Genomic DNA, 23,140 nt, shown 5'->3' with positions numbered 1-23,140 from the left:
CTCGTCATTCACCGTTAAATGCCTCATTCCCGCTAACGGGCAGCATTGTCTTTTCTCGTCAACGCGGCTCGTGCTGCGGCTTTTTCCAGCCGTCTTGCACGATGCAGCCGCCAGCCCTTTACCGCCCATAGGGTTATCAAAAAGGAAACAACCCCGGCGACTGCGCCAAGCACCGTACCACCAATTAGTAGCGGCATGAAAACCTGTTCTAGGTCAAGCGACATTTCAGCCCAGCTCATTGTTCCAGAAAATGACACGAACTGCCACGCACTGTTCATAATACCAATCACCTCGTCAATTGATAAAACATGAAGACCAGCGCCATAACCAAGGCTGTGGATGATAGCAAGACCGACCTTGTAATCGGCCAGCCAAATGAAAATAAATGTCCATGGATTGCCAAAAAAAGTACCAATCGCAGAGGCCAGAACATTGCCCCGAAACAGCATCGCCAACGCCGCTGCAACGATAAAATGAAGTCCAAGGAACGGCGTAAATGACGCTGCAACGCCTGCGGCAAAGCCACTTGCGATAGACGCCGGCGACCCGGGCAGCCGAATAATTCGTTGAAAAAGGTATGAAAACAGGCGGCGAAAACCGCGTTCCGGCCAAATAAATGCGCGCAACTGGCTAAGCATACTCAAGGGTTTACGGCGGCGAAACATTCTAACTATCCATTATAACAACAAGCCCAAGCCTAGACATTGCTTGTACGCTCAACACGTTCCACGAAATTGTTCGCCTGAAGTGCGGCAATGACGCTGCGCATGTGTTCAACATCCTTCACCTCAAGGTCAAGCTGAAAACTAAAAAAATCTGCACTTCGATCAGTCAGGTGAATATTCGAGATATTGCCGCCTTGCTGACCAATAATCGTGGCCACGGCAGCCAGTGCGCCCGGCTCGTTTGACAGCACCGTATTCAACCGCCCCATGACACGCTTTGGCCCTTCGTGTTCCCAACCGACATCCATCCATAATTCAGGCATATCGCTGAAATCAACGAGGGTGCCGCAATCGGCGCGATGCACCGTCACCCCTTTTCCAGTGGTAAAAATCCCTACAATATCCTCACCCGGCAGCGGGTGACAACAACGCGCCATGGTTATGGCAATTCCCGAATTACCACCTTGTATCTTTAACATTGGTGTGCCTGATTTAGCCTGGTCACGATTGGTTTCGCCGGTTGGCCGAACCCGCTTTTTGCTTTTTGCAAGATCGGGAAACATTTTTTCAATCACCAGTTCGGGCTGCATACGCCCCTCGCCAACCAGCGCAAATAAATCTTCAGGCTTCTGCACGCCAAAAATCTCTGGAATCTTGTCCAAGGCCCGTTTTTTTAGCGGTTTATTCACCTCGACGAATGCTTTTTGTAAAATTGATTTTCCAACCCGGCTGAACTCAACCGCGCGTTCAGCCCGCACCGCACGCCGGATTCCCGACTTAGCCCGGCCGGTTTTGACAAAATTTTCCCATTCCGCAAGCGGGTGTGCCGTGGCTTTCGTAATGATGTCGACCTGATCACCATTTTCCAGTTCAGTCGCCAGTTGGCGGTTTTTCCCGTTAATGCGGACACCGCAGCATTTCTGTCCGACTTTGGAATGAACCGCATAAGCGAAATCGACCGCCGTCGCGCCTTTGGGCAACGCAATAAGGTCACCACGCGGGGTAAAGCAAAAAACCTGATCGTGATACAAATCCATTTTCGTATGTTCAAGGAATTCTTCGGCACCCGCTTCTTCATCTAGAATACCAACTAATTCTTGTATCCATCCAAATTTACGGACATTTTTATCAGATGCGGGATCTTTATAATTCCAATGCGCCGCCACACCATACTCGGCGATCTTATGCATTTCAGGGGTACGCACCTGAATTTCGATTTTGTGATTCTCTGGCCCAATAACGCCTGTATGAAGCGATTGATAGCCATTGCGCTTTGGCGTAGAAATATAATCCTTAAACCGCCCCATGACATTGGGATAGGCCGCGTGAATACTGCCAAGCGCACGATAGCAATCTTCCGTACTCGGCACCAAAACCCGAAAGGCCATAATGTCCGAAAGCTGATCCATCGTGACTTTTTTGCGCTGCATTTTGCGCCAGATCGAATAGGCCGATTTTAACCGACCACCGACGCTGCATTCAACGCCACCGCGTTCCACAACATCTTGTAATTCAACGCTAATCATCGGAATTACGATTTCCGATTCCTGCACCATATAATCAAGTCGCGCCGTGATGGTTTCCGCCATTTCTTCATGTAATACACCGAACGCAGCGTTTTCCAGCGATTGCTGGAGGTTCGTGACGCCAATCCGTTCTGCCAGCGGCGCATAAATTTCCAATGTCTCACGGGCGATACGCGCGCGTTTTTCCGATTTTGAGATATGCCAGATGGTCGCCATATTATGCGTGCGGTCAGCCAGTTTGACCAGCAGCACCCGAACATCTTCACTCATTGCCAGCAATAGTTTTCGAAAATTCTCGGCCTGCATATTATTTTGTCCGGTTTGCAGGCCAATCCGGCTTAGTTTTGTTACCCCATCAACCAGCTGGGCAACACTTGGACCAAACGCATCGCCAAGCGTGTCGAGCGTCACATCACAATCTTCAACAGTATCATGCAACAACGCGGTAATGACCGTATCAAGGTCAAGGTGCATATCCACCAAAATATTCGCAACCGCAATAGGATGGGTGTAATAAGGCTCACCAGACGCGCGTGTTTGGCCTTCATGCGCCTCCATACCAAAGACAAAGGCGCGATGCAGCTTTTCTCCGTCAACCGACGGATCATAAGCTTTTATCTTTTTATAAAGATCGTCCGCTGCTTCAATCATGTTGCTGCCAAGCCGATTAGCCTTTTCCAGCCGGCAGACCCCTCAAAAAGGATATCGTGTCGCGCTGGCCCTCGGCTTAATCTTCACCCTGCATTTCAGACAGGTCAACATCTTCAAAGCCGGATGGCTCTAATTCTTCAGCACTGGCAATCTGCATGCCGCTGTTTTCGCCATCATCGTCGCTGTAATCACCAATCATTTCCGACAAATCAACTTCGGCCGCGATCGCCGCGTCATCGCGGGTTTCCTGTTCTTGACGAATGGCGACGCGCTGCAGCTTTTTGATCAAGCCTTCCCCAAGCACCCCAAGGTCAACCGTTTCCGCGGCGATTTCACGAAGCGCAATCACCGGGTTCTTATCGTTATCACGATCAATGGTCGGCAAATCGCCTTTCAAGATGCCACGTGCACGCTGCCCAGCAGTCAATACAAGGTCAAACCGATTGGGGATTTTCTCGATACAGTCTTCAACGGTGACGCGTGCCATGGTTGTCTCCTCAATGGTGGGGGAAAAATGGTGGAACCTAATTGCAACACACCAGTTTGGCCGGAGCCCAGCCTGACATGTCATGCCGGATACGCCACTCATCCCCTAAATTCGGTAAAATATAGTCGGGGTTTAGCGCAAATTTGCAATCTGAACAAGCAAAAAGCGGCATTTACAACACTCAACCGGTGGACGATTAATCAGCAAGCCTGATTTGTTGCTCGGCAGGAATATTTTTGATTAATGCCGCGATGGTGATGCCGGTAACAGGATGCACCCAGTCGGGACATAACTCATTTAACGGCAGTAACACAAAAGCACGCTCATGAAGTCTTGGATGCGGCAGTGATAACACCTCACTTTCATGCACAAACCCGGCAAAATCGAGTAAATCGAGGTCTAGCACCCGCGCCGCGTTGCGCAGCACACCGCGCACCCGACCAAACCGGCGCTCGATCCGATGAAGCGCCGCCAGCGTATGCGCTGCGTCAAGTTCGGTTTCCGCAGCAGCAACAGCATTCAGATACCAAGGCTGATCAGACATTGGTACGGGCGCTGACTCGTACCAATTTGATATCGCCGCAATCCGCACCCCTTCACCTGCAAGCGCGGCAACGGCTGCAACACAACCATCGCGCGGACTGTCATATCCCTCTGGCGTCAGATTTGCCCCCAAACCGATAAATAGCCGCGATATCATCCCTTATCCTTACACAATCTTTTTAAACGCGCCGGTAACCGGGGTGTTTGGTCCCTCGTGATTAGCACAAATCACCACGCTGATCAGCCACCAAATGCCGGATATCACAAAAACAGAATTTGGTGAAAACCTAAGCATAAAAAGTGCAAAAACCCCTATTTTACGAGCTTTTTACTTGAAAAATCCCAAGCGGTGCGGTTCGATACAAGGCTTATAGTTTAGTATGAATTTGTAATTTATTGACCTATGGAATGCACAAATGAACTTTGAAAAAACCGCACTTTTTATTGATGGCTCAAACTTTTATGCCGCAACACGATTACTGAACATGGACATCGATTACGCTAGACTGCACCAGTATTTTAGCCAAGATGCCAATCTGATCAGGGCCTATTATTACACCGCCCTGCCCGAAGATCAGGAATTCTCGCCATTAAGACCGTTGATTGACTGGCTTGATTACAATGGGTTTGCCGTCGTTAGCAAATTAACCCGTGAATTCACTGACCCTGAAACCGGTAAAAAGCGTACCAAGGGCAATATGGATATGGAACTGGCGCTTGATATGCTAAAGCTGGCACCGCACATCGACCATGCGATTCTGTTTTCGGGTGATGGTGATTTCTGCCGGCTTCTTGAGGATGTGCAAGGCATCGGTGTTCGGGTTACGGTTGTCTCGACGACCAAGACATCGCCGCCAATGGCAGCTGACTCCCTGCGGCGGATGGCCGATGTTTTTATCGAAATGGATAATATTCGAGACCAGATTGCGCGCCCACCACGTGCAAATGAGGCGGTATCGGCCTAGCCAAATATTAGTTTGCTAGTTATTTCGGGTTCGCAACAGGCGCGCCTTGTCGCGATTCCATGTCCGGTCCTTGTCGGCCTGTCGTTTATCCTGCTTTTTGCGCCCTTTTGCCAAACCAATTTGAATTTTGGCAACGCCGCGATCATTGAAATACATTGCGAGTGGGACAAGCGTCATGCCCTCGCGCCGGATTAGCCCCAGCATACGGTTGCGCTCACGCACCTTAACCAGCAATTCGCGCGGGCGTTTTGGCTCATGGTTTACACGCGCAGGCTCATAAATCGGGATGTTCGCGTTGAACAGCACCAGCCGCCCCCGATCTTCGCCAGCATAAGATTCGGCGATGCTGGCACGGCCATTGCGTAAAGATTTGACCTCGCTACCGAGTAAAATCAGTCCAGCTTCGACCTTTTCCTCAATCTGATACTCATGCCGCGCCTTACGGTTTTCCGCAATTCGTCCGGTAGAGATTGTGCCTTTGGCCATGATAGATCCAATCACGCTGACAAGTTGACAGCAATGCCGTTAATTGAGCAGGCCAGCGCTGCGCAGAGCAGCCTCGACACGGGCTTTACTGTCTTGGGCAATTTCGCAAAGCGGCAAGCGGGTTTCGCTTGAACAAATCCCCAGCAATTCTGCCGCATATTTGACAGGGCCCGGGCTTGCCTCACAGAACATCGCGTCATGCAACGGCATCAGACGCTCATTGATGCTCTGGGCGGTTGCAATATCGCCAGCTGCCCACGCAGCGTGCATTTTACTAAGCAGCTTTGGCGCAACATTTGCCGTGACCGAAATACAGCCATGGCCGCCAGCTGCGAGATATGGCAATGCGGTGGCGTCTTCACCCGATAATTGGGCAAAATCTGCGCCAAGCAGATTACGGATGCGAGTCGGACGCCCAACATCGGCAGTTGCGTCCTTAATTCCGTTAATATTGGCATGATCTGCCGCCAGACGCGCTAATGTCTCGTCATTAACCTTAACGATCGACCGGCCGGGAATATCATAAACAATCACCGGCACGCTTACCGCCTTGGCGACCGCAGAAAAATGCTGATAAAGCCCGTCTTGCGTTGGCTTGTTATAATAGGGGCTGACAATCAACACCGCGTCAGCACCAGCGGCCGCGCCATGCCGTGCAAGCCTGACAGCCTCGGCGGTACTGTTCGATCCCGCCCCAGCGATTACCGGCACACGGCCTGCCGCCTGTTTGATACATAGTTCGACAACAACATCATGCTCTTCATGCGACAATGTTGGCGACTCGCCTGTTGTGCCAACAGGGATCAGGCCTGCAGTACCATTTTCTATCTGCCAGTCAACCAGCTTGCAAAATGCGTCCTTGTCCAGCTGCCCGCCTTTAAAAGGCGTGACAAGGGCTGTGCAAGATCCAGAAAAAAATGCTTTTGTTGGTGCTGGTGACATTGTTCTTCTCCCTGCGGCGTGACGCCGAATTCCATGTTCCGGTAAAATAGGCATGCCGCCAGGTAAACACAAGTCATCAATCATCTGGGCCGATAATCATTATGCCGTTCAAAATGTTAATCAGCTTCCCGCGCACGCACCCCAATGACAATTTTATCGGGCGGCGCAAATTGCCGTGTCATCTGCCTCAATTGACGCGGTTTACGAAAGCCTCTAACTTTTGCTGTTGTCGGGTCTGACTCGGCTAAACTTTTTTATTTCGAAAGTCCGTCAATGTCACAAACACCCCTGCTGCCACAAACGCCTGAGGGCGCATTACAGATTGATATTGCCACCATCGAAGCTGCGGCAAACCGTATCCGTCCCCATATTTTCAAAACCCCATTGCTGGAGTCACCACGGCTCAATGATTTCCTTGGTTTTCGGCTTTTAATCAAGGCTGAGGCGTTGCAGCATACCGGATCATTTAAGCTACGCGGCGCAACAAATGCGGTCTGGAGCCTTGGCGATGAGGTTCGCCACGTTGTTGCCTTTTCCAGCGGAAATCATGCTCAAGGCGTCGCGCGCGCGGTAACAACCCGCGGTATCAATGCCACCATTATCATGCCAGCCGATACCCCAACCACAAAAATTGAGGGAACCAAGGCCTATGGCGCCGAAGTTGTAACCTATGATCGCTATTCAGAATCTCGCGAAGATATTGGTGCTGCACTCAGCCAGAAATTGAATGCTGACCTTATTAAACCCTATGATGATGTGCGGGTAATCGCCGGTCAGGGCACTGTTGGTCTGGAAATCGCCCGCCAAGCTGCTGCGATGGGAATTGTGCCTGATGCGTTGTTATGCTGTTGCGGCGGTGGCGGCCTGATTGCCGGCACTAGTATCGCGCTTCACGCGCATTTTCCCGACACAAAGATTTGGTGCGCTGAGCCCGAATTTTACGATGATACGAAACGCTCACTGGAAAGCGGCGAGCGGCAACGCGCTCAGACCGAAAAAACGTCTATTTGTGACGCTATTGTTACGCCAGAACCCGGCGTGTTAACCTTTCCGATCAACCGCACACATCTATCAGGCGGCGCCGTTGTTAGTGATGAACATGTGCTTAAAACCGTTGCAACATTGTTCAAGCACCTTAAAATTATTGTTGAGCCGGGCGGCGCAGTTGCGGTTGCAGCGGCATTAACTGCACAAATTCCCAAAGACGCACAAACAATTGTTGCGGTTGCTTCAGGCGGTAATATCGACGCCGATATGTTTAAACGCGCATTGGACGCAAAACCGTTTTTCTAGACTTTATCTGCCGTGATATTGAAAACCGCTAGAAATCAGTTGGGGCACCACCTTCAGCCTTGCGCCGGTCAACAAAGTCACGCAATTCATCATGGATAGCAGGGTCCATTGGTGGCGGGATATATTCATTCAAAACCTGTTTGAACTGAGTGTTAGCACGCTGATGCGCCCATAGGCTGCCAGCCTCTTGCCATGTCTCATAATTGCGCCAATCGGATAATAGTGGCGTGTAAAATGCCTCGCGATACCGTTCTTGGGTATGCTTGCAACCAAAGAAATGGCCATGTGGTCCAACCTCGTCAATTGCGCTAACCGCAAGAGTGGCAACATCAACAATGATCGGTTTTTGCGCATAAATGATCTGCTGCAACATTTCGCAATCAATGATGAACTTCTCGAAACTGGCTGACAGCCCCCCTTCCATCCATCCAGCGGCATGATAAATCAGGTTTGCCCCACCCGAACAGCTGCCCTGTAACGAGAAAGCCGATTCCCAGATCGCCTGCGCATCAGGGGCGTTAGCGGCATTCGCGTTTGACGCACGAAATGGTAAATTATAATAGCGTGCCATTTGCCCAGAAATCTGCATCGCACGAATATATTCCGGCGTACCAAAAGCCGGCGCACCGGTTTTCATGTCAACATTACTTGTGAAAGCACCATACATCACTGGCGCACCAGTGCGCACTGACTGCAACAAGGCTATTGCGCCAAGCGCCTCGGCATTTTGCTGGACAATTGCACCAACAATTGTAACAGGTGCCATCGCACCAGCCAGCGTAAAGGGCGAGATTACCACCATCTGGCCCCGCACTGCCATGCGCATTGCCCCGTCGAGCATCGGCCAATCATGCTTTAGCGGCGAGGTCGAGTTGATATTGGTAAACATACGCGGGCTGGCGTCAAATTCCTCATGGGTCAATCCGGCTGCAATGCGTACCATCTCCATCGCATCCTCAATCCGTTCGGCACCAAGCGAATAGGCATGAACTACCTTATCAGTCAGTACCAGCTTGTCATAAAGGCAATCGAGATGCCGAACCGACGGGTGCATATCCAATGGTTCAACCGGATAACCGCAACTAAAGTGAATGCAGTTATAGCTTTGCGCTAACTTGATAAAGTTTTGAAAATCGGCGCGTGTTCCCGGACGCCGCCCATGATCTATATCCATGACATTTGGCGGCGATGCCACCTGTCCAAAATTAAAATGCCGCCCGCCAAACGTAATGGTGCGATCCGGGTTTCGCGGTGTGATCGTGATGTGCGATGGCGCCTTTGCCACCTGTTGCATAACCCAGTCACGATCCATGCGCACCTGCTTGGTGCCGTAATCGACACTGCAGCCTTCCTTGGCCAAGATATCAAGCGCCGTATCGTTCAAAAACAAAATGCCGATATCTTCGAGAACCCGCATACTGGCATCATGGATCGCCGCGATGCCGTCCGCATCAATCGGCTCAATTGGTGGGTCGCTATAATGCGGCGGTGCCCAATCGAGCTGATCAGCCAAAAAAGACCGCGCAGATGCATTTGCAGCATTACGTCTACGTTTCGACAAGCGTATGGACACTGGCTGATCAGGTTCAAGCATCGGCACCTCATGGGTTACTGAAAACGCTAGCAGTCGTCAGCAACAACATCATCCAAAAACAGACCTGGCATAGTCAAAACACGCCTCCCTGAATTCGGCTATCGCGGAGCAAGTGTTTTGACGATAAGTTAAAGCCAGACTCTTTTACTCAGCGCAATTTATCGGTGCCAATGCGGTTTTGGTAATAGCTACGATCGTTTATATCGTCGACCTTTCAGCTTATAATGCGCAACTGGTCGAGATTTCCCATTTTGGTGGCCTTCATGCCAGTCTATTGCCAGAAGCACATGGCGAAAAAAACGCGGTGGGACAATGCAAATCCAACTGATAGCGTGAATTCCATCAGGCCTCGCAAAGAGCAAAAACAGGTCACCGGCCCCGGCTCACTGTGGCGAGCCTTTTCTCCAAGCACTTACACAAATGGAACAGGTTAACCTGTTCTAGGAAGGCGTAGCCAGCCGCCGCGCACCACGCGGGTCAATCCAGCCGATTGAGCCATCATCGCGAATATGCACAACATTCAGGCCAAAATGGCCAGCATTACGGAACATCAGCATATTCGTTCCACCAAGTTCAAGCCGCATAACCGCCTGCTCAACGGTCAGCACCTCAATGTCATATGACATTTCAGCAACCACCGGCAAAAGGTCATCCTCTTCCACTCCCATTTCGGGCAATTGAGCCGCACCGGCGTAAACCGCCATCCGCGCAATATCAATATCATCCTCTTCGGCATGAGTAAGTGCACCACGGTGATTTTTCAGTCGTCTTTTATGCCGCCGCAACCTCTTTTCAGCATGTTCGATCGCTGCGTCAAGTGCCGCATGCGCGTCAGCCGCTCGACCGGTTGCCTCGAGCTCCATTCGGCGTGATAGCATCACACGGGTTTTAACCGTGAAACCCGAATCAGCCTTTTCCAAAGTTACGTTGCCGCTTACGGCATTGTGAAAGTATTTTTCGACAACATTGTTTAGGGAAACATGTGCATGCTCCTTAAAAGCAAGCCCTGTATCCATATTTTTTCCAGAGATACTAATTTGCATGGATAAAAACCCCCGATCTTTGGCCAAAAAGGGCCAGGCATCAACTCTAGCTGGAACTCGCGTGGATCAGGCACCATTCTCAAAAACGCTTGTATACCGTGGTCACAAGCTGATGAGCGGAGCAAGAAAACAACGCTCCAGAAACCAAGCTTGCCAAGCTTTAAGCAAACTGACAAGCGACGAACCAAATTATTTTTCTAGAACCTCTACCCGCAACCCGATTGATAAGCGACCATGACGAACCCGATCTACACCATGCAACGGCCGTGCAGCCTCATCATCACGACCGGCAAATTGCGATGCCGATAGTAAAACGATGCGTCCCGGCCGATCATCAATTACATGACGCACCTCGCCGCTGCGGGTTTCGGTCGCAAATAATCTTGACTGACCAGCCAGCGTAACAATCACCACGATATGGCGATATCGCAATCCGTCACGGTGAATGCCGATGCCTCTTGATTTGGGGGCATAGCGCTGAATGGCAAAGTCATTAAATCTGAACACCTCGCAGAATGGTGACTGCGGCATCATTTTTCCTGCCTGATAAAGCCCGGTTTCCAAAAAATGCGCAAACTCGTCAAATGCCCCCACGCGCGGTGCCGGAAAACAGATGTCAAAATCCTGCACGGTCTGACGGCCTCGATAATTTACTTGAGGGCGTGCAGTTCGAAACTCCTGATCTTGGGCTAGGTTACGCAGACAGGCCAGCTCATTATCACGAAGGTAGGCAAAACTGACCCACCTCCGGTTCGGCCTTGCTAAACGGACCAATGCTTGCCGCAAAATAACAAGCCTCTCCGGATCAAGCGTAAACATTGGTGTTGCGGCCAACATCAGCGGCGCTACTCGGCATCACTGCATGTTGCAGCCTTACCATTCAGCGCCGCTTCTCGCGGAATAAAACTAACTGCAGTTTTGCATTTGGCACAAACAAGACCTGATTTACGCCGGTGGCGCTCTATAGAAAAACAACCATTTGGACATTGCATAATCCACCGCGCGCGAGAGAAGCTTAGCGTATGACAGCGCGTGGCAGTGCAGCCTATTTCACGCGCTTTTTGACGCCAGACCGCATCATGCCCATGGTGCGGCCCAACAAGTGCATGTGCGATTTCATGCAGGATTGTATCGCGGATATGCGCTTTATCAGCATTGCGGACGTAAAGCCGCGACAGGGAAATAACCTTGGTATTGTAATCGCATTGTCCAGCGCGACGACGCGCATGATCCAACTTAACCCGCCAACCGGTCAGCCCATATTGTTGCATCAATTCTGTGGCAGTCTCAATTGCGTCTCCTAGCGGGCGATACACCGCCTGATCAGGTTCCAGCGCGGCTTTGGTTTCGGCTGTTGGCGCGGCAGGATTATTGGCATGTGCGGCGCGCTCAAAAAAATCCGTAATACGCCGCCTAAACATGATCAAAGCCAACACTGCCAGAAAGCACCAAAACTGGGGTGAAACCAGCCGGGTCGAAACCAGCTGCCGCAATGTTGGTCGCTGAACAGGCTTGCTGTAACTTTGCTGCTTTAATGACTTTCATGTCTCGCCAACCAGCCGACAACCCTACTGGCTGCCGGTATCCATGCCAGTCCCGCGATGAGATAAAACAGAAAATCAAAAAACATATGAATATCGGTTACCATATCTGCAATCTGCATCACCAAACCGACATAGATAGTCAATGCCGGCACAAGCCCAATTGCAACGGTCAAATGCCGCCAACGTGTCATATCTGTCTCTCCTGTGCAATGGCCCCCTGCAAAGCGAATAAGTGCAGGCACCCTTCATTTAATTATGCAGTTCTCAGCCAAAGGCAGCAACGAACAATTTGTCTCCCATCAGCAATAAATGGGCGTAGGAAACGTGATAAACAGATGATCAGGCGAGATTTGATTAAGCTTTCACCTAAAACAACTACCAATCGGTATCGCGCCGGTGAGCATCACTGTCGATGTGATGCTATCAGCAGTGAACAACCCCAGCTACTGGTAAAACAGTATTTTTGCGAGGTTCATTAACAGGAAAAAGAGGGTCATCGTACCATCACTCCCAGCGCACAAGACACTTCGATCGCTATCACAAAACCAATACACTCCAAATTCTTTTGAACAAAGTTCGCTGATGGTATCGTCTTGTTGTGACGCAGCACAGTTTCAACTTGGTTTAAGGAGTCGCGCTGCGAAACGCATGATGCCCAGCAAAAAGCTTTTCCAACCTAAAACAAAAACATTGAAACCTGACGTTCCAATGGCTGGCCTTATTAATCGGCTCAAAAAATTCCATGTATTCATCGGTAAATGTTAAAAAAAAAATTAAGTAGACTATTCGCAAGAATCAAATAATGTTTCTACGTTTGGTGTGCATAAAGCACTTAAAAGGGAATCGTGGACTTTAAACACGAGCTGCCCTTTGCAACTGTAAGCAGTTAGCCTGTCTTGTGAGTCCACTGCCCCATCGGGGTGGGAAGGAAAGACCAGGTGATGAGCTGCTAGCCAGGAGACCTGCCAAGCGTGACAACCGTGTTGCTTTGCAAAGGGCTGAGCTGACTGCGGCATACCCGTAATGGTGTCAACTTTGATTGGTTAGCTTTGGTGCTAACTGAAACGTGGACCCAATTGAGCTCAAAAAGCTCAATTAGTGCGGGAGAATATAGATGAACAGAAGAAAAGTACGCCTAACAGCAGCCGTATTATCACTGTTGGCAACCAGTGCTGGCGCCCAGGAAACATTTGAACTTGATGATATTATAATATCTGGGGGAAATAATCCGGTTTCCTCCGCGCATATCGCAACGCCACACAGCATTATATCACAACAAGATATCGTAGAAGCAACAGATAAAAACATTGCGCAACTCCTGAGAGCCATACCTGGCCTAAATGTTAGCAGTACTGGCAGCGCCACCAACCAAGTTAGAATAAGAGGAGGAGAAGGAAACCACATTTTAGTTCTGATTGACGGGATAGAAGCTGGCGGCGGTGCGGATGACGAATATTACTTCTCTGGCATTTCTGCCTCACAGGTTGAGAGGATAGAAATCATGAGGGGACCTCAGACCGTGTTCTTTGGTCCATCGGCCTCATCAGGAGTGATAAACATCATAACGAAAGCTCCATCAAGGGAACAGTTTACAGCTTTAGAAATGAGCGCGGGCAAACAGAACTTTATTGATTTCAGCCAAAACTTTTTAATTGGAAAAACTCAAGCCCTAATTTCTGCAAGCATTGAAGAAGATCAGGGCCACGATGCTTCGTATTTAAATGGCGACAAAGATGGCATAAAAAGAGACACACTCCGATGGCGTTCAAACAGCACAACGGATAACGGCACGGATATAAAATTCAATCTCCGTATCGCCAACGAAACCTATGATTATGACGGGGTTGACTATACTCCTCAATCACACCTCGATTACGTAATTGACAAACCATACACCGGCAAACGAGACGAAATGCTCGGCGGGCTTAACATAAAAAGGTTGTTTAATGGTGGTCGCTCGTCGCATGAACTAAGCCTCAGAAGCACTCAATACAAGAGTTCAATAGATGAAAATGGTGTACGCACTGCGACCGCCAATATCACCAGCTGGACCATGAAATACCATCTTCACAGATCCTTCCAGGGAGGCAGCCTGAATGAAGCAACCACAAGTGGTTCATTTATTGTTGAAAAATCTACAGACAAAAATAATTTGGCTCCCGCCCTCAAGCGAGAGCCAATTGCTTTTGGTCTTGAATTTAGACACCGATTTCCAGACGCAACCTCGCTACAAGCGGGATATCGGTCAGAAAGTAGTGAGCAGTTCGCAACTGCAAAAACATGGAAACTGGCTGCATTGAAGCCGCTATCTGACAACACCACGATAACGTTCGACTCAGGCACTGGCGTAGTAAACCCAAGTTATTGTGAAATTTACGGAGGGCCCGCTTGTTATGACACGACCGGCAACCCTAATTTAAAGCCAGAGAAGAATCTCAGTTATTCCCTTGGCGTGAAGCAAGGATTCTCATTAGCCAAAAGCACACTCAAAATCACAGCATTCAAAGAAACCCTTACCGATGAAATAAAAGCGGGGCCTTGGCCAGCCTATTTCCCAACAAACTTATCGGGAAAAAGTAACAGGCATGGCGTGGAGTTAGAGTTTCAAGCATATCCATCTGAAAAAACATCAGTCCATTCAAACTATACCTATGTTATTTCGCGAGACGCTAATAAGGAAATAGAGGTTCGCCGTCCACGGCACGAATTGTTCATAAGAGGCCAGTATTTTTGGGGTGCTAACGACGGCATAATAGAACTGAACTTAAAAAATATTGCTGGAAATCGTGACATTTATCCAACAGACTACGCGTCCCAAAAAATGCCCGACTACACTATTTTCGGCCTGAAATCATCCTGGAATTTTAATGGTATTAGGTTTGGTGCAGGAATATCAAACCTGTTTGACGGCAATAGTTCAGACACATGGGGTTACCGCAATCCAGGGCGATCCTTCCACCTAACAGCTGCTTCAAGATGGTAGGAACAACATGATAAGATCATTATCGAACATAACCTACATATTGTTTTTCATTTGCTTGATCAGCTTTCCATTGGTCGTGTCAGCCTCAGATAAAAACGGAAACCAACCAGCTCGCGTCATAACAACCAACATCTGCATAGACTCGCTAGTTGTGGCGCTTATCGGCACAAAAAACTTAATTGCTGTATCCGCTCTTGCGGATGACACTCGTTACTCGCACATCAGTCATCAAGTTAGTGATTTACATAAAGTTACCTTCAATGCAGAGGCAATTTACGCACTGAGACCATCATTGGTCTTAGCTTCAAATTTTTCATCAGTAAAAACAAAATTTGCTCTTGAAAAACTTGGAGTTGAGGTACGACTCATCGACTTTGCAAGGTCGATTAATGATATCGAAAAGAATATTCAAATATTAGGAAGGTTATTAAATGCAGACGGCAGAGCGCAAGAACTGGTAAAGCTTTTAAAATCCCCTAAAATCGATCTTAATTATCGAAAACAGATAGTTGCACTACAATACTCAACTAATAGATATGTTCATGGAAATAATTCACTGATTTCAGATATAATTAATCGATCTGGATTTAGTAGCTATTCTAAATTTCTTGGTCATGAAGAAGGGCGCTACATATCCGCAGAAGCGTTGGTGAAATCAGCCCCTAACGTGTTGATTTTGGATGGTGATAAAAGCTTCAACGACAAAAGTGGCTTCCCCCTTTATCATCCGGCTTTAATGAAAGGTAAAGGCAAGTCCAAAGCGCTTTTCATTGAAACTAAGGACTGGTCGTGTGGCACAACCAAGGTGGTTGATCTGATAATTAGATTGAACCGCGAATACATTAAGCTTGTGGGTAAAAACAATGCTACTTGATCAGGCAAAATTGGGAAGCATTGTCGTAATCCTTTTAGCCATTGGATCATATGCCTCACTCCAAATTGGGCATGTAGAAATTGATTTTTTTTCTGCGATTTCATCACCGCTTTATGGCATTAGCAGCCCTGATTCCATCATTCTTTGGGACCTTCGCATGCCACGGACCTTGATGTGTCTGATTGTTGGCTTTGGACTTGGAATTGCCGGCGCTTGTCTGCAAGGCTTTCTTCGCAACCCGCTTGCTGAGCCAAGTGTTGTTGGCATTAGTTCTGCCGCCGCACTTGGTGCCGTTTTCTCAATTGGACTCGGCTTTAGTGCTTTGGGTTTTTATTACACACCGGCCTTTTCTCTCAGTTTTGCTGCCATTGCATCGTGGGCTCTTCTAAGGCTGACTAACAATGCCTCGAACAAACATAGCGTCATCCTTATAGGCATTGGAATTTCGTCTCTATCTGGCGCTTTTACCACTCTGATACTCAGCCTTTCAGAAAACCCCTTTGCTATTAATGAAATTGTTTTCTGGATGCTTGGGTCGGTTACCGATGTATCTTATTCTCATGTTATTATGTCGACGCCATTAGTGATACTAGGCTCATTATTTTTGCTACGTAATGCTAACAGTCTTAATCTAATGACATTAGGGGAAGAAACTGCCGCTTCTACTGGCGTCAACATTCCAAAATTGCGACGTGACACCCTGATCGGTACAGCGCTAACTGTGGGCTCTATTACGTCTGTGGTTGGAATTGTTGGCTTTGTGGGACTAGTGACACCGCACATTGTCCGGCCATTCGTTGAGCATGAGCCTGGAAAGACACTAATCTGGACGCCACCGATCGCCGCCCTGCTGGTGCTTTTATCCGACATAAGCATTCGTTTGTTGCCGACTGCCAGTGAAATAAAACTTGGCGTGCTGACTGCGCTTTTAGGAACGCCGTTTTTTCTCTATTTAGTAAGCAAACAGAGGGGTTAAGATGACTTACGCTATCGAAACCTCGAATCTTAGCGTGACGATAAATGGGGCACAGCTCGTTAAGCCCACCTCCCTCGTCGTGAATGTGGGCGAAGCCGTAGGGATTGTTGGCTTGAATGGGGCTGGTAAATCAACGCTAATGAAAGCAATTATAGGGCTTATCCCACACCATGGAATATCCAATATTTCATCACAAGGCTTTGAAGGCCGAGCGCGGCTGGCCGCTTGGGTGCCACAAACGCGTGAAATTGTTTGGGATGTTAGCGTTGAAACGTTGCTGAGTTTTACTTTACAAAGTTTTAGAGACCGTAATGACCTAAGTTCAGGCTCACCAAGAGCAATGCGCTTTACAATCAAGGATGCACTATTAGCAACAAATACGCTGAAATTGGGGACCAGAAAAATAAGCTCCCTATCAGGTGGCGAATTAACTTCCGTGCTTATTGCTCGGGCGCTTATTCAACAAACATCGACAATATTTTTGGATGAACCGCTAGCCAGCCTTGATCCTATTCAAAAAGTGTCCGTGCTTTCGCTTATGAAGGAACTATCTGAAACTGGCCTAACTATAATTGCCTCACTACATGATATTGACCTTGCGCAAAATTACTTTTCCCGCTTTGTAGGAGTCAAAGCTGGCAAAGTTGTGGCGGATGGCTCGCCAAAGCAATTATTAAGCGGAGAGTATTACAAGGAAATTTTCTTATGTTGAAAAAAATTTCCATAACAAATCAGAAACTTATTTCTATAAAATCACCTAGCTGGCTAATATCAATTTTGATTCATGCATCCATACTAATAGGCTTTAACGAAGCTTATAAAGCCAAGATCAGGGATGAAAATAATGGCTTCAAAGCGATCGAATTCGTTGTTTACCAGCCAGAAACGCCTGAGTTGCCAAAAAAAGAATTACCCAAAGACAATGCTGAGACAGCTCCAAAAACAACTCCCAAAACTGCCCCAAAAACCGACATTATTTCCAATGAAACAATCAGTTATCAGTCCAGATTTATGTCTGAGACCGGAGCTTTATCAAAAACTATTTCAGTGAATAAGCTAAAAACGATCCCCAAGCCAAAGCCAAAGCCTTTAGTGGTCGCAAAACAGGAGTCGCCTGGAGAACACTCTAGTCAAAAGATAGCTATAAAAAATTACAGCTCCAGCAATCTAAGTTTTAAAAAAACAGAGCGTAGAGATAAAATCACCATAAACGATGGAGCTGTTCCCAACTCAAAGTCATCAATTCGATTTAAAACGCCAGCCCCCCCTCTCCTTCATTCGGTTAAAGCAAGTGAGTGGCAACCACCAACAGACCAGATTGACTTGAAACTGGATAAAAAGTTCGCCGTGGAACCGGATGGAAAAGAAATTCAATCTAAAATCTTCAGAACTGAAGCCCCGGACAATTTACATTCAATAAGTAACAAAAAAACTGGCATGTCTGAACTTCTAAAAGACGCACCAAAAACACGAGCGCATGAAAAGAAGTCAAATTTAATCACAAATAATCAACTTGGTACTGCTCAATCTAACTTTTCTAATCCTAAAGCGGAGTCAGCTCGCAAAAAAAAGCTACTCAAAAATTGGGCGACGGCAGTCCGAAATGATATTGTGGAACGAACTCTGAAAATAAAATTGACTCATGACGTAAAAATTAGCTTCAAAATAAGCAATACTGGAGAAATTTTGAGCATTGAGATTATCGGAGCATCTGAGACCGACACATCCGTTGAAAATTTAGTTCGGGCGATTGAAGCATCTGGCAGATTTCCCTCTGCACCAGTCGGTTTAGAGTTAGATTTTGCCAATTTTCCCGTGAAATTAAGAAGTAGTAGTTAAATAACAATGGCACATTACTTAATCACAGGCTCTTCATCTGGTATCGGAGCTGCGCTCTCAAAAAAAATATCGGCTAAAGGTCATCAAGTCAGTGGTATAGCCCGACGCCAGCAACGCCTCAAAGAGCTGTCGCAGCGGGATGAAAGATTTCAGGGCTTTATAGCTGATGTTGGTGATCCAGCAGCACTCATGGCGGCAATCACCAACGCCAAGTCCAATTCAGGCCCGATTGACGTGGCTATTTTGAATGCCGGCATCTATCAGCCACAAGATGGCACGAAGATTGATCCGGCGGTCTATGAGCATCATATGCGGATCAATTACCTTGGCGTGGTCAATGCTTTGGCGGCACTGGTGCCGGACATGGTCAGTGCTGGCCAGGGCCACATTGCAATTGTATCTTCAGTCGCCGGTTGGCGAGGCTTACCGAAATCGGCCGCATATGGCCCCACCAAAGCCGCCCTGATATCACTGGCAGAGTCGTTGTATTTCGATCTATTTCCCTATGGTATTAAATTGCAGATTATTTGCCCGGGGTTCGTAGAAAGTGAGGCCACCGCAGTTAATGATTTCGAGATGCCCGACCTAATTAGCTGCGACACCGCTGCCATTGAAATTATCAATGGCATGAAAACTAATGATTTTTCCATAAACTTTCCAAAATCATTCACTCGCAAAATGGGACTTTTACGATTTTTGCCTGACCGGCTATTTTTCCGTCTTGTCGGAAAACAGACTGGAGCGTTTTAATCATTTGATTGTCACCATCACGATATTGAGGATTTTTCATGGCTAAAAAGACGCTTCACGTTGACGCTTACGTAACAGCCTTTACTGCGCTCACCCCGGACAATGTTGAAACGCTATATGAACTTGTTGCCGAGGATGTGTTTTTCGCCGATCCGTTCAATGTAATTCATGGCAAAGCTGGCTTTCGCCGGGTTTTTGATCATATGTATGAAACCTGCATTGACCCGCGCTTTACGGTCAGCGATGTCGCACATTCTAAAACCGCCAGCTATCTTCGGTGGCGGATGACTGGCAAATTAAAGAGCTGGCCCCATACCAACCTTTTATTTGAAGGCATGACCGAGGTTCATGTCGATCTTGATGGGAAAATTTGCAAACATATTGACCATTGGGATAGCGCCAGCCAGTTGCTGCGATTTTTGCCGTTCATTGGCGCACTCATCCGGCCGATTCTAAAGCTGTTTCGGCTAAAATCAGCGTAAAAGGCGCGATGAATAGATGCGCCCACACCCTTGTGCGCCCATATCGGTATGCTTTTTGGGTTATTTATGCATCAAAAGCATTTGTTTAACATCGATCATGCCGGCGCGAAATCCGCCCTCACAATAGGCTAGATACAGGTCCCACATCCGCTTGAAACGATGATCAAACTGCGGTTCAGCAAATTGCGGCCACGCGGCGTTAAACCTTTGCCGCCACTGATCAAGCGTGCGCGCATAATGACTGGCATAACCGTGCTCACTTACCAGATGCAATCCGGCTTCAGCTAGCGGCTTTTCCAGCATCGGTAATGACGGCAGCATACCACCGGGAAAAATATAGCGCTGGATAAAATCAGGCTGGTTTTCGTAAGAATGATAGGCAGCATGATCAATGGTGATCGACTGGATCACCGCACGCCCCCCTTTTCTCAAAACCTTGGACATGATCTCAAAATAGGTCGGCCAATAATCTTTACCAACAGCCTCAAACATTTCAATTGATACGATTTTATCAAAGTGGCCTTGCAAATCACGGTAATCCATCAACCGTAAATCCACCTTATCCTCAAGTCCAGCTTCGTGAATAACGTTATTGGCATAGGTAAACTGTTCTTTTGAAATGGTGATACCCGTCACGCTCGCACCAATTTCGCTGGTCACATATTTGGCAAAACCGCCCCAGCCACAGCCAATTTCCAGAACCCGATCACCTGGCTGAATATCGGCAAGTTCGGCAAGGCGCTTATATTTGTTCAATTGTGCCTTTGTCAGGTCATCATCATCCGAATCAAAAACCGCCGAGGAATAGGTCATGGTTGGGTCCAGCCATGCCTGATAAAAGCTGTTGCCGAGGTCATAATGGTGCGCGATGTTCTTGGCCGACCCGCTCTTGCTATTTCGGCGCAATTGATGAAACAGGCGTAACCCCCATTTTCGTAACAGGTTGGTTTTCAGCCGCTCTTCAAAATAAGCATCATGGCGCGCTGCCAACTCAATCAATTGCGGCAGGCTCTCAGAACTGACCAGCCCATCCATAAACGCCTCGCAAAAGCCCATTTTGCCGTCGCTTAGAATACGGTACACCGCATCTTGGCTGTGAATTGTAAGATCCGCCTTAGGCCCCGCCGTCGGGCCAGCAAAACGCTTTTGCACACCATCGGGCATGGTCAGCAAAACCTCACCACTTTGTAAATTATCCAAAATACTGAAAAGCAGGCTATTTTGATGCTGCCGCAAAAACCTAGAAACCATTACTTAATTTGCCTCATCAAAATCTTTTGCGCGCGACCAACGGGGCGGCGGAACCGGTCGTGGGTAAAACGGTACCTTTTTTAGCCATAATTTCAAGGCTTCAAAATGGATTGAAATTATCGGCCGAAAGGGAAATTGCCTAGCCGCAAACAAACTATGGAACAGGCTGCGGGTCGCCAGCTTGATACGCGTGCCACGCATAGTTGCCGTCAATGCTGGCCGATCAGCAATCAAATAACGCATGGCCAGCCTGACCACACCATTATCAAGCCTTACTCGCAGCCGATAGCGCCCCTCAACCGGAAAAAATGGCGAAACATGGAAAATCTTTTCAGCCTCTAATGTCGCAGACCTCAATGACGGCGTTCCAATATAGGCGTGCATATCCCCAAATGTATTGCGCACCTCATAGATATACAGCAGATCACAGCCTGCAGCATCGCGCGCAACATAGACCGAGAGCGGATTAAAACCGGCGCCAAGAATTCGCGGAAATGTTAGTAAATGTGCAGTTTTGACGCTTTTTTCAGGAATCAGCTCAGCCGCAATTTGGCGCACATAATCACCCAGCGGCACAAGCGGCGCTTTGGATTTGAAATTTGGCCCATGATCGCGCTGTTGAAACCCAAGAAGATTAAAGCTGTCGACTGAAAAAAACAGGCTTTGACGATTGGCTTCAGCCAGATGATCAAGATCAATCAATATCGACAAGCCAGATCGGCGTAAAACATGCGATGCAGGATGATGATCACCGCCATGCCGCGTATGAACAATGTCCGAGACCACAATATCGCAAGCCGCGTTGAGAGCCGTCATCAGGCAGTATCCAGCGCCGTGTCACCATTTTTGCAATAGGGTTTAACACCGGTTTTCCACGGAATATCAGCACCTAATGTTTGCGCGATGGCAACAGCCGATTTCAACCCATCCTCATGGAAACCATATCCAGTCCATGCACCTGCAAAGAACAGTCCGTTTTGCCCCTGAATTTCACCAAGGCGTGGTTGCGCCGCAATCGCTGCGGCATCAAAAATTGGGTGGCGATAGTCAAAACTGCCATGCGTCAATGCCGGGTCAGGCATACGCACCGGATTTAAAGTTTCATATAGCGGATAGGCTAGATCGATCGATTGCAAACGGTTCATCCAATAGGTTAGACACAAATCACTGGCGGCTGATTTTGGGCTAGCTTCATTCCCACCTGCCGGACTTAACGGCCCCTCCGAGACATAGTTCCACGCAGCCCACGCGCCGCGACGTTTCGGCATAAGTGACGCATCAGAATGCAGCACCGCATGATTATTCTGAAACGCAAACGCCCCAAGAATTTCACGCTCAAGCGGTGTTGCGTCACCCATTAACGCCAGCGACTGATCGGCATGGGCTGCCATAATGACCTTGTCGAACCATATCTCCCCCTGCCCTCTTATATTCACCATAACACCAGCATTGGTGCGGCGTAAGCCAATAATATCGACCTCGCAGTGAACCCGCTTATCCAGCTTGTCTGCAATGCGCTGAACATATTCGCGTGAACCGCCTTTGACCGTGCGCCATTGTGGCCGGTCGATAAAATTGAGCAATTTATGGTTTTCCATAAAGCGCATGAAAGAGCGCACCGGAAACTCCATCATCGAATGTGACGTCGCCGACCAAATGGCGGCGCCCATCGGCACCAGATGGTCATCGACAAAGGCTGATCCATAGCCGAGGCGCGCGACAAACTGGCCCAAAGTTTCGTAACGCGGCCCCTGATCTGCCTGACGCTGTGCCGTTTTATAAAACCGAACTAGATCGGACAGCATCGACCAATAACGCTTTTTCAGCAGGTTTTCAGGCTGTGCAAGCAAACCCTTGACCGACCCTTCATATTCCATCTGCCCGCCACCAAGCGACACTGAAAACGACATATCTGTCGCTTGATTAGGCACTGACAAAAGGTCGAAAAGCTGAATCAGGTTAGGATAATTCAGAGGGTTGTAAACGATAAAGCCAGTATCAACTGGCACCGCGACATCGTCAAACACGGCATCGACAGTGTTGCTATGCCCGCCAAGACGCGCGGCCTTTTCAAAAAGGTAAACATCACCAATGCTGTTCAAAAGAAAGGCTGACGCCAAGCCGGAAATACCCGAACCAATAACCGCAATACGCATAAAATCGACCCCGACGAAATTGGCCTAGTATAGTTAGATTTGCTTGGCATTCCACCGCCTTTTTGGATAGTTATAGAGAAACCTGAAATC

Annotated in this window: 24 protein-coding genes and 1 riboswitch; of the genes, 9 read left to right on the top strand and 15 right to left on the bottom strand. The window is 48.3% G+C overall.

The genetic code is table 11. The annotated features are described in order from the left end of the window. Positions 1-32: 32 nt before the first annotated feature. The 4 genes from AB8881_00435 to folK form a co-directional block, all read right to left on the bottom strand. On the bottom strand, positions 33-665 hold the full coding sequence (locus AB8881_00435; protein XDZ63396.1) for a DUF2062 domain-containing protein: 633 nt from the start codon (positions 663-665) through the stop codon (positions 33-35). Positions 666-697: 32 nt separating this feature from the next. Continuing rightward, positions 698-2,842, bottom strand: a complete 2,145-nt coding sequence (locus AB8881_00430; protein ID XDZ63395.1) for a bifunctional (p)ppGpp synthetase/guanosine-3',5'-bis(diphosphate) 3'-pyrophosphohydrolase — start codon at positions 2,840-2,842, stop codon at positions 698-700. A gap of 76 nt (positions 2,843-2,918) precedes the next feature. Continuing rightward, positions 2,919-3,329, bottom strand: a complete 411-nt coding sequence (gene rpoZ, locus AB8881_00425; protein ID XDZ63394.1) for a DNA-directed RNA polymerase subunit omega — start codon at positions 3,327-3,329, stop codon at positions 2,919-2,921. 196 nt (positions 3,330-3,525) lie between these two features. After that, complete coding sequence (folK, locus tag AB8881_00420) at positions 3,526-4,029, bottom strand: 2-amino-4-hydroxy-6-hydroxymethyldihydropteridine diphosphokinase (protein XDZ63393.1); 504 nt, start codon at positions 4,027-4,029, stop codon at positions 3,526-3,528. 259 nt (positions 4,030-4,288) lie between these two features. On the opposite strand from folK, the gene AB8881_00415 reads away from it, so the two are divergent. Beyond that, positions 4,289-4,837 (top strand): NYN domain-containing protein, encoded by a 549-nt coding sequence (locus AB8881_00415; GenBank protein XDZ63392.1) that lies wholly within the window; start codon positions 4,289-4,291, stop codon positions 4,835-4,837. Positions 4,838-4,852: 15 nt separating this feature from the next. Here AB8881_00415 and smpB read toward each other — a convergent pair whose 3' ends face one another. Both smpB and dapA read right to left on the bottom strand, forming a co-directional pair. Then, the gene (gene smpB, locus AB8881_00410; protein XDZ63391.1) at positions 4,853-5,323 is read right to left on the bottom strand and encodes an SsrA-binding protein SmpB; all 471 of its coding nucleotides are present in this window, start codon (positions 5,321-5,323) and stop codon (positions 4,853-4,855) included. Between the two features lie 39 nt (positions 5,324-5,362). Further along, the gene (gene dapA, locus AB8881_00405) at positions 5,363-6,265 is read right to left on the bottom strand and encodes a 4-hydroxy-tetrahydrodipicolinate synthase (protein ID XDZ63390.1); all 903 of its coding nucleotides are present in this window, start codon (positions 6,263-6,265) and stop codon (positions 5,363-5,365) included. A gap of 273 nt (positions 6,266-6,538) precedes the next feature. Here dapA and AB8881_00400 point away from each other — a divergent pair, with 273 nt between their 5' ends. Continuing rightward, entirely contained in the window at positions 6,539-7,558 is a 1,020-nt protein-coding gene (locus AB8881_00400) for a threonine/serine dehydratase (protein XDZ63389.1), read from the top strand. Positions 7,559-7,586: 28 nt separating this feature from the next. Here AB8881_00400 and AB8881_00395 read toward each other — a convergent pair whose 3' ends face one another. The 6 genes from AB8881_00395 to AB8881_00370 form a co-directional block, all read right to left on the bottom strand. Then, positions 7,587-9,152, bottom strand: a complete 1,566-nt coding sequence (locus AB8881_00395) for a trimethylamine methyltransferase family protein (protein ID XDZ63388.1) — start codon at positions 9,150-9,152, stop codon at positions 7,587-7,589. A 440-nt stretch (positions 9,153-9,592) separates the two neighbouring features. Then, a complete protein-coding gene (raiA, locus tag AB8881_00390; protein XDZ63387.1) occupies positions 9,593-10,195 on the bottom strand; it encodes a ribosome-associated translation inhibitor RaiA in 603 nt (200 codons plus the stop codon). Between the two features lie 189 nt (positions 10,196-10,384). Further along, entirely contained in the window at positions 10,385-11,032 is a 648-nt protein-coding gene (locus tag AB8881_00385; protein XDZ63386.1) for a hypothetical protein, read from the bottom strand. An 8-nt stretch (positions 11,033-11,040) separates the two neighbouring features. Continuing rightward, complete coding sequence (locus AB8881_00380; GenBank protein XDZ63385.1) at positions 11,041-11,616, bottom strand: SprT-like domain-containing protein; 576 nt, start codon at positions 11,614-11,616, stop codon at positions 11,041-11,043. Next, on the bottom strand, positions 11,609-11,740 hold the full coding sequence (locus tag AB8881_00375; GenBank protein ID XDZ63384.1) for a hypothetical protein: 132 nt from the start codon (positions 11,738-11,740) through the stop codon (positions 11,609-11,611). Before AB8881_00375 ends, AB8881_00380 begins: the two co-directional genes overlap by 8 nt. After that, the gene (locus tag AB8881_00370) at positions 11,727-11,930 is read right to left on the bottom strand and encodes a DUF2842 domain-containing protein (protein XDZ63383.1); all 204 of its coding nucleotides are present in this window, start codon (positions 11,928-11,930) and stop codon (positions 11,727-11,729) included. The genes AB8881_00375 and AB8881_00370 overlap by 14 nt, the downstream gene beginning before the upstream one ends. A 607-nt stretch (positions 11,931-12,537) precedes the next feature. Beyond that, positions 12,538-12,724: riboswitch (cobalamin riboswitch) on the top strand. 129 nt (positions 12,725-12,853) lie between these two features. On the opposite strand from AB8881_00370, the gene AB8881_00365 reads away from it, so the two are divergent. The 7 genes from AB8881_00365 to AB8881_00335 all read left to right on the top strand — a co-directional run bounded on the left by AB8881_00365 (position 12,854) and on the right by AB8881_00335 (position 19,643). After that, complete coding sequence (locus AB8881_00365) at positions 12,854-14,722, top strand: TonB-dependent receptor plug domain-containing protein (protein XDZ63382.1); 1,869 nt, start codon at positions 12,854-12,856, stop codon at positions 14,720-14,722. Between the two features lie 76 nt (positions 14,723-14,798). Next, entirely contained in the window at positions 14,799-15,596 is a 798-nt protein-coding gene (locus AB8881_00360; GenBank protein ID XDZ63381.1) for an ABC transporter substrate-binding protein, read from the top strand. Then, positions 15,586-16,572, top strand: coding sequence for a FecCD family ABC transporter permease (locus AB8881_00355; protein XDZ63380.1), 987 nt, complete (start codon positions 15,586-15,588; stop codon positions 16,570-16,572). Before AB8881_00360 ends, AB8881_00355 begins: the two co-directional genes overlap by 11 nt. 1 nt (position 16,573) lies before the next feature. After that, positions 16,574-17,284, top strand: coding sequence for an ABC transporter ATP-binding protein (locus AB8881_00350; protein XDZ63379.1), 711 nt, complete (start codon positions 16,574-16,576; stop codon positions 17,282-17,284). Further along, a complete protein-coding gene (locus AB8881_00345; protein ID XDZ63378.1) occupies positions 17,278-18,411 on the top strand; it encodes a hypothetical protein in 1,134 nt (377 codons plus the stop codon). Before AB8881_00350 ends, AB8881_00345 begins: the two co-directional genes overlap by 7 nt. Positions 18,412-18,417: 6 nt before the next feature. Then, positions 18,418-19,161, top strand: a complete 744-nt coding sequence (locus tag AB8881_00340; GenBank protein ID XDZ63377.1) for an SDR family NAD(P)-dependent oxidoreductase — start codon at positions 18,418-18,420, stop codon at positions 19,159-19,161. 38 nt (positions 19,162-19,199) lie between these two features. Further along, positions 19,200-19,643, top strand: coding sequence for a nuclear transport factor 2 family protein (locus AB8881_00335; GenBank protein ID XDZ63376.1), 444 nt, complete (start codon positions 19,200-19,202; stop codon positions 19,641-19,643). A 60-nt stretch (positions 19,644-19,703) separates the two neighbouring features. Here the strand turns inward: AB8881_00335 and AB8881_00330 are convergent, their stop codons facing one another. From AB8881_00330 to AB8881_00320, 3 genes are read right to left on the bottom strand one after another with little or no spacing between them, the layout of a single operon-like run. Further along, the gene (locus AB8881_00330) at positions 19,704-20,894 is read right to left on the bottom strand and encodes a class I SAM-dependent methyltransferase (protein ID XDZ63375.1); all 1,191 of its coding nucleotides are present in this window, start codon (positions 20,892-20,894) and stop codon (positions 19,704-19,706) included. Positions 20,895-20,897: 3 nt separating this feature from the next. Continuing rightward, positions 20,898-21,710, bottom strand: a complete 813-nt coding sequence (locus AB8881_00325; protein XDZ63374.1) for a DUF1365 domain-containing protein — start codon at positions 21,708-21,710, stop codon at positions 20,898-20,900. Further along, positions 21,710-23,050 carry an NAD(P)/FAD-dependent oxidoreductase gene (locus AB8881_00320; protein ID XDZ63373.1) on the bottom strand — a complete coding sequence of 447 codons (1,341 nt, stop codon included), beginning with the start codon at positions 23,048-23,050 and terminating at the stop codon, positions 21,710-21,712. The genes AB8881_00325 and AB8881_00320 overlap by 1 nt, the downstream gene beginning before the upstream one ends. Positions 23,051-23,140 lie beyond the last annotated feature (90 nt).

It is taken from the genome of Alphaproteobacteria bacterium LSUCC0396 (assembly GCA_041228345.1).
GTDB lineage: Bacteria > Pseudomonadota > Alphaproteobacteria > Puniceispirillales > Puniceispirillaceae > UBA3439.
Note: the sequence above shows the minus strand (reverse complement) of the source record. Positions and strands in the feature narration are given on the sequence as shown.

Excerpts from the sequence above, each read along its gene's own strand:
- AB8881_00325 (XDZ63374.1), bottom strand. The coding sequence starts at position 21,710 with ATGACGGCTCTCAACGCGGCTTGCGATATTGTGGTCTCGGACATTGTT.
- AB8881_00395 (XDZ63388.1), bottom strand. The coding sequence starts at position 9,152 with ATGCTTGAACCTGATCAGCCAGTGTCCATACGCTTGTCGAAACGTAGA.
- folK (XDZ63393.1), bottom strand. The coding sequence starts at position 4,029 with ATGATATCGCGGCTATTTATCGGTTTGGGGGCAAATCTGACGCCAGAG.
- AB8881_00355 (XDZ63380.1), top strand. The coding sequence starts at position 15,586 with ATGCTACTTGATCAGGCAAAATTGGGAAGCATTGTCGTAATCCTTTTA.
- smpB (XDZ63391.1), bottom strand. The coding sequence starts at position 5,323 with ATGGCCAAAGGCACAATCTCTACCGGACGAATTGCGGAAAACCGTAAG.
- AB8881_00435 (XDZ63396.1), bottom strand. The coding sequence starts at position 665 with ATGTTTCGCCGCCGTAAACCCTTGAGTATGCTTAGCCAGTTGCGCGCA.
- AB8881_00385 (XDZ63386.1), bottom strand. The coding sequence starts at position 11,032 with ATGTTGGCCGCAACACCAATGTTTACGCTTGATCCGGAGAGGCTTGTT.
- AB8881_00340 (XDZ63377.1), top strand. The coding sequence starts at position 18,418 with ATGGCACATTACTTAATCACAGGCTCTTCATCTGGTATCGGAGCTGCG.
- AB8881_00415 (XDZ63392.1), top strand. The coding sequence starts at position 4,289 with ATGAACTTTGAAAAAACCGCACTTTTTATTGATGGCTCAAACTTTTAT.
- AB8881_00400 (XDZ63389.1), top strand. The coding sequence starts at position 6,539 with ATGTCACAAACACCCCTGCTGCCACAAACGCCTGAGGGCGCATTACAG.
- raiA (XDZ63387.1), bottom strand. The coding sequence starts at position 10,195 with ATGCAAATTAGTATCTCTGGAAAAAATATGGATACAGGGCTTGCTTTT.
- rpoZ (XDZ63394.1), bottom strand. The coding sequence starts at position 3,329 with ATGGCACGCGTCACCGTTGAAGACTGTATCGAGAAAATCCCCAATCGG.
- dapA (XDZ63390.1), bottom strand. The coding sequence starts at position 6,265 with ATGTCACCAGCACCAACAAAAGCATTTTTTTCTGGATCTTGCACAGCC.
- AB8881_00330 (XDZ63375.1), bottom strand. The coding sequence starts at position 20,894 with ATGGTTTCTAGGTTTTTGCGGCAGCATCAAAATAGCCTGCTTTTCAGT.
- AB8881_00370 (XDZ63383.1), bottom strand. The coding sequence starts at position 11,930 with ATGACACGTTGGCGGCATTTGACCGTTGCAATTGGGCTTGTGCCGGCA.
- AB8881_00375 (XDZ63384.1), bottom strand. The coding sequence starts at position 11,740 with ATGAAAGTCATTAAAGCAGCAAAGTTACAGCAAGCCTGTTCAGCGACC.
- AB8881_00430 (XDZ63395.1), bottom strand. The coding sequence starts at position 2,842 with ATGATTGAAGCAGCGGACGATCTTTATAAAAAGATAAAAGCTTATGAT.
- AB8881_00345 (XDZ63378.1), top strand. The coding sequence starts at position 17,278 with ATGTTGAAAAAAATTTCCATAACAAATCAGAAACTTATTTCTATAAAA.
- AB8881_00335 (XDZ63376.1), top strand. The coding sequence starts at position 19,200 with ATGGCTAAAAAGACGCTTCACGTTGACGCTTACGTAACAGCCTTTACT.
- AB8881_00350 (XDZ63379.1), top strand. The coding sequence starts at position 16,574 with ATGACTTACGCTATCGAAACCTCGAATCTTAGCGTGACGATAAATGGG.
- AB8881_00320 (XDZ63373.1), bottom strand. The coding sequence starts at position 23,050 with ATGCGTATTGCGGTTATTGGTTCGGGTATTTCCGGCTTGGCGTCAGCC.
- AB8881_00365 (XDZ63382.1), top strand. The coding sequence starts at position 12,854 with ATGAACAGAAGAAAAGTACGCCTAACAGCAGCCGTATTATCACTGTTG.
- AB8881_00380 (XDZ63385.1), bottom strand. The coding sequence starts at position 11,616 with ATGTTTAGGCGGCGTATTACGGATTTTTTTGAGCGCGCCGCACATGCC.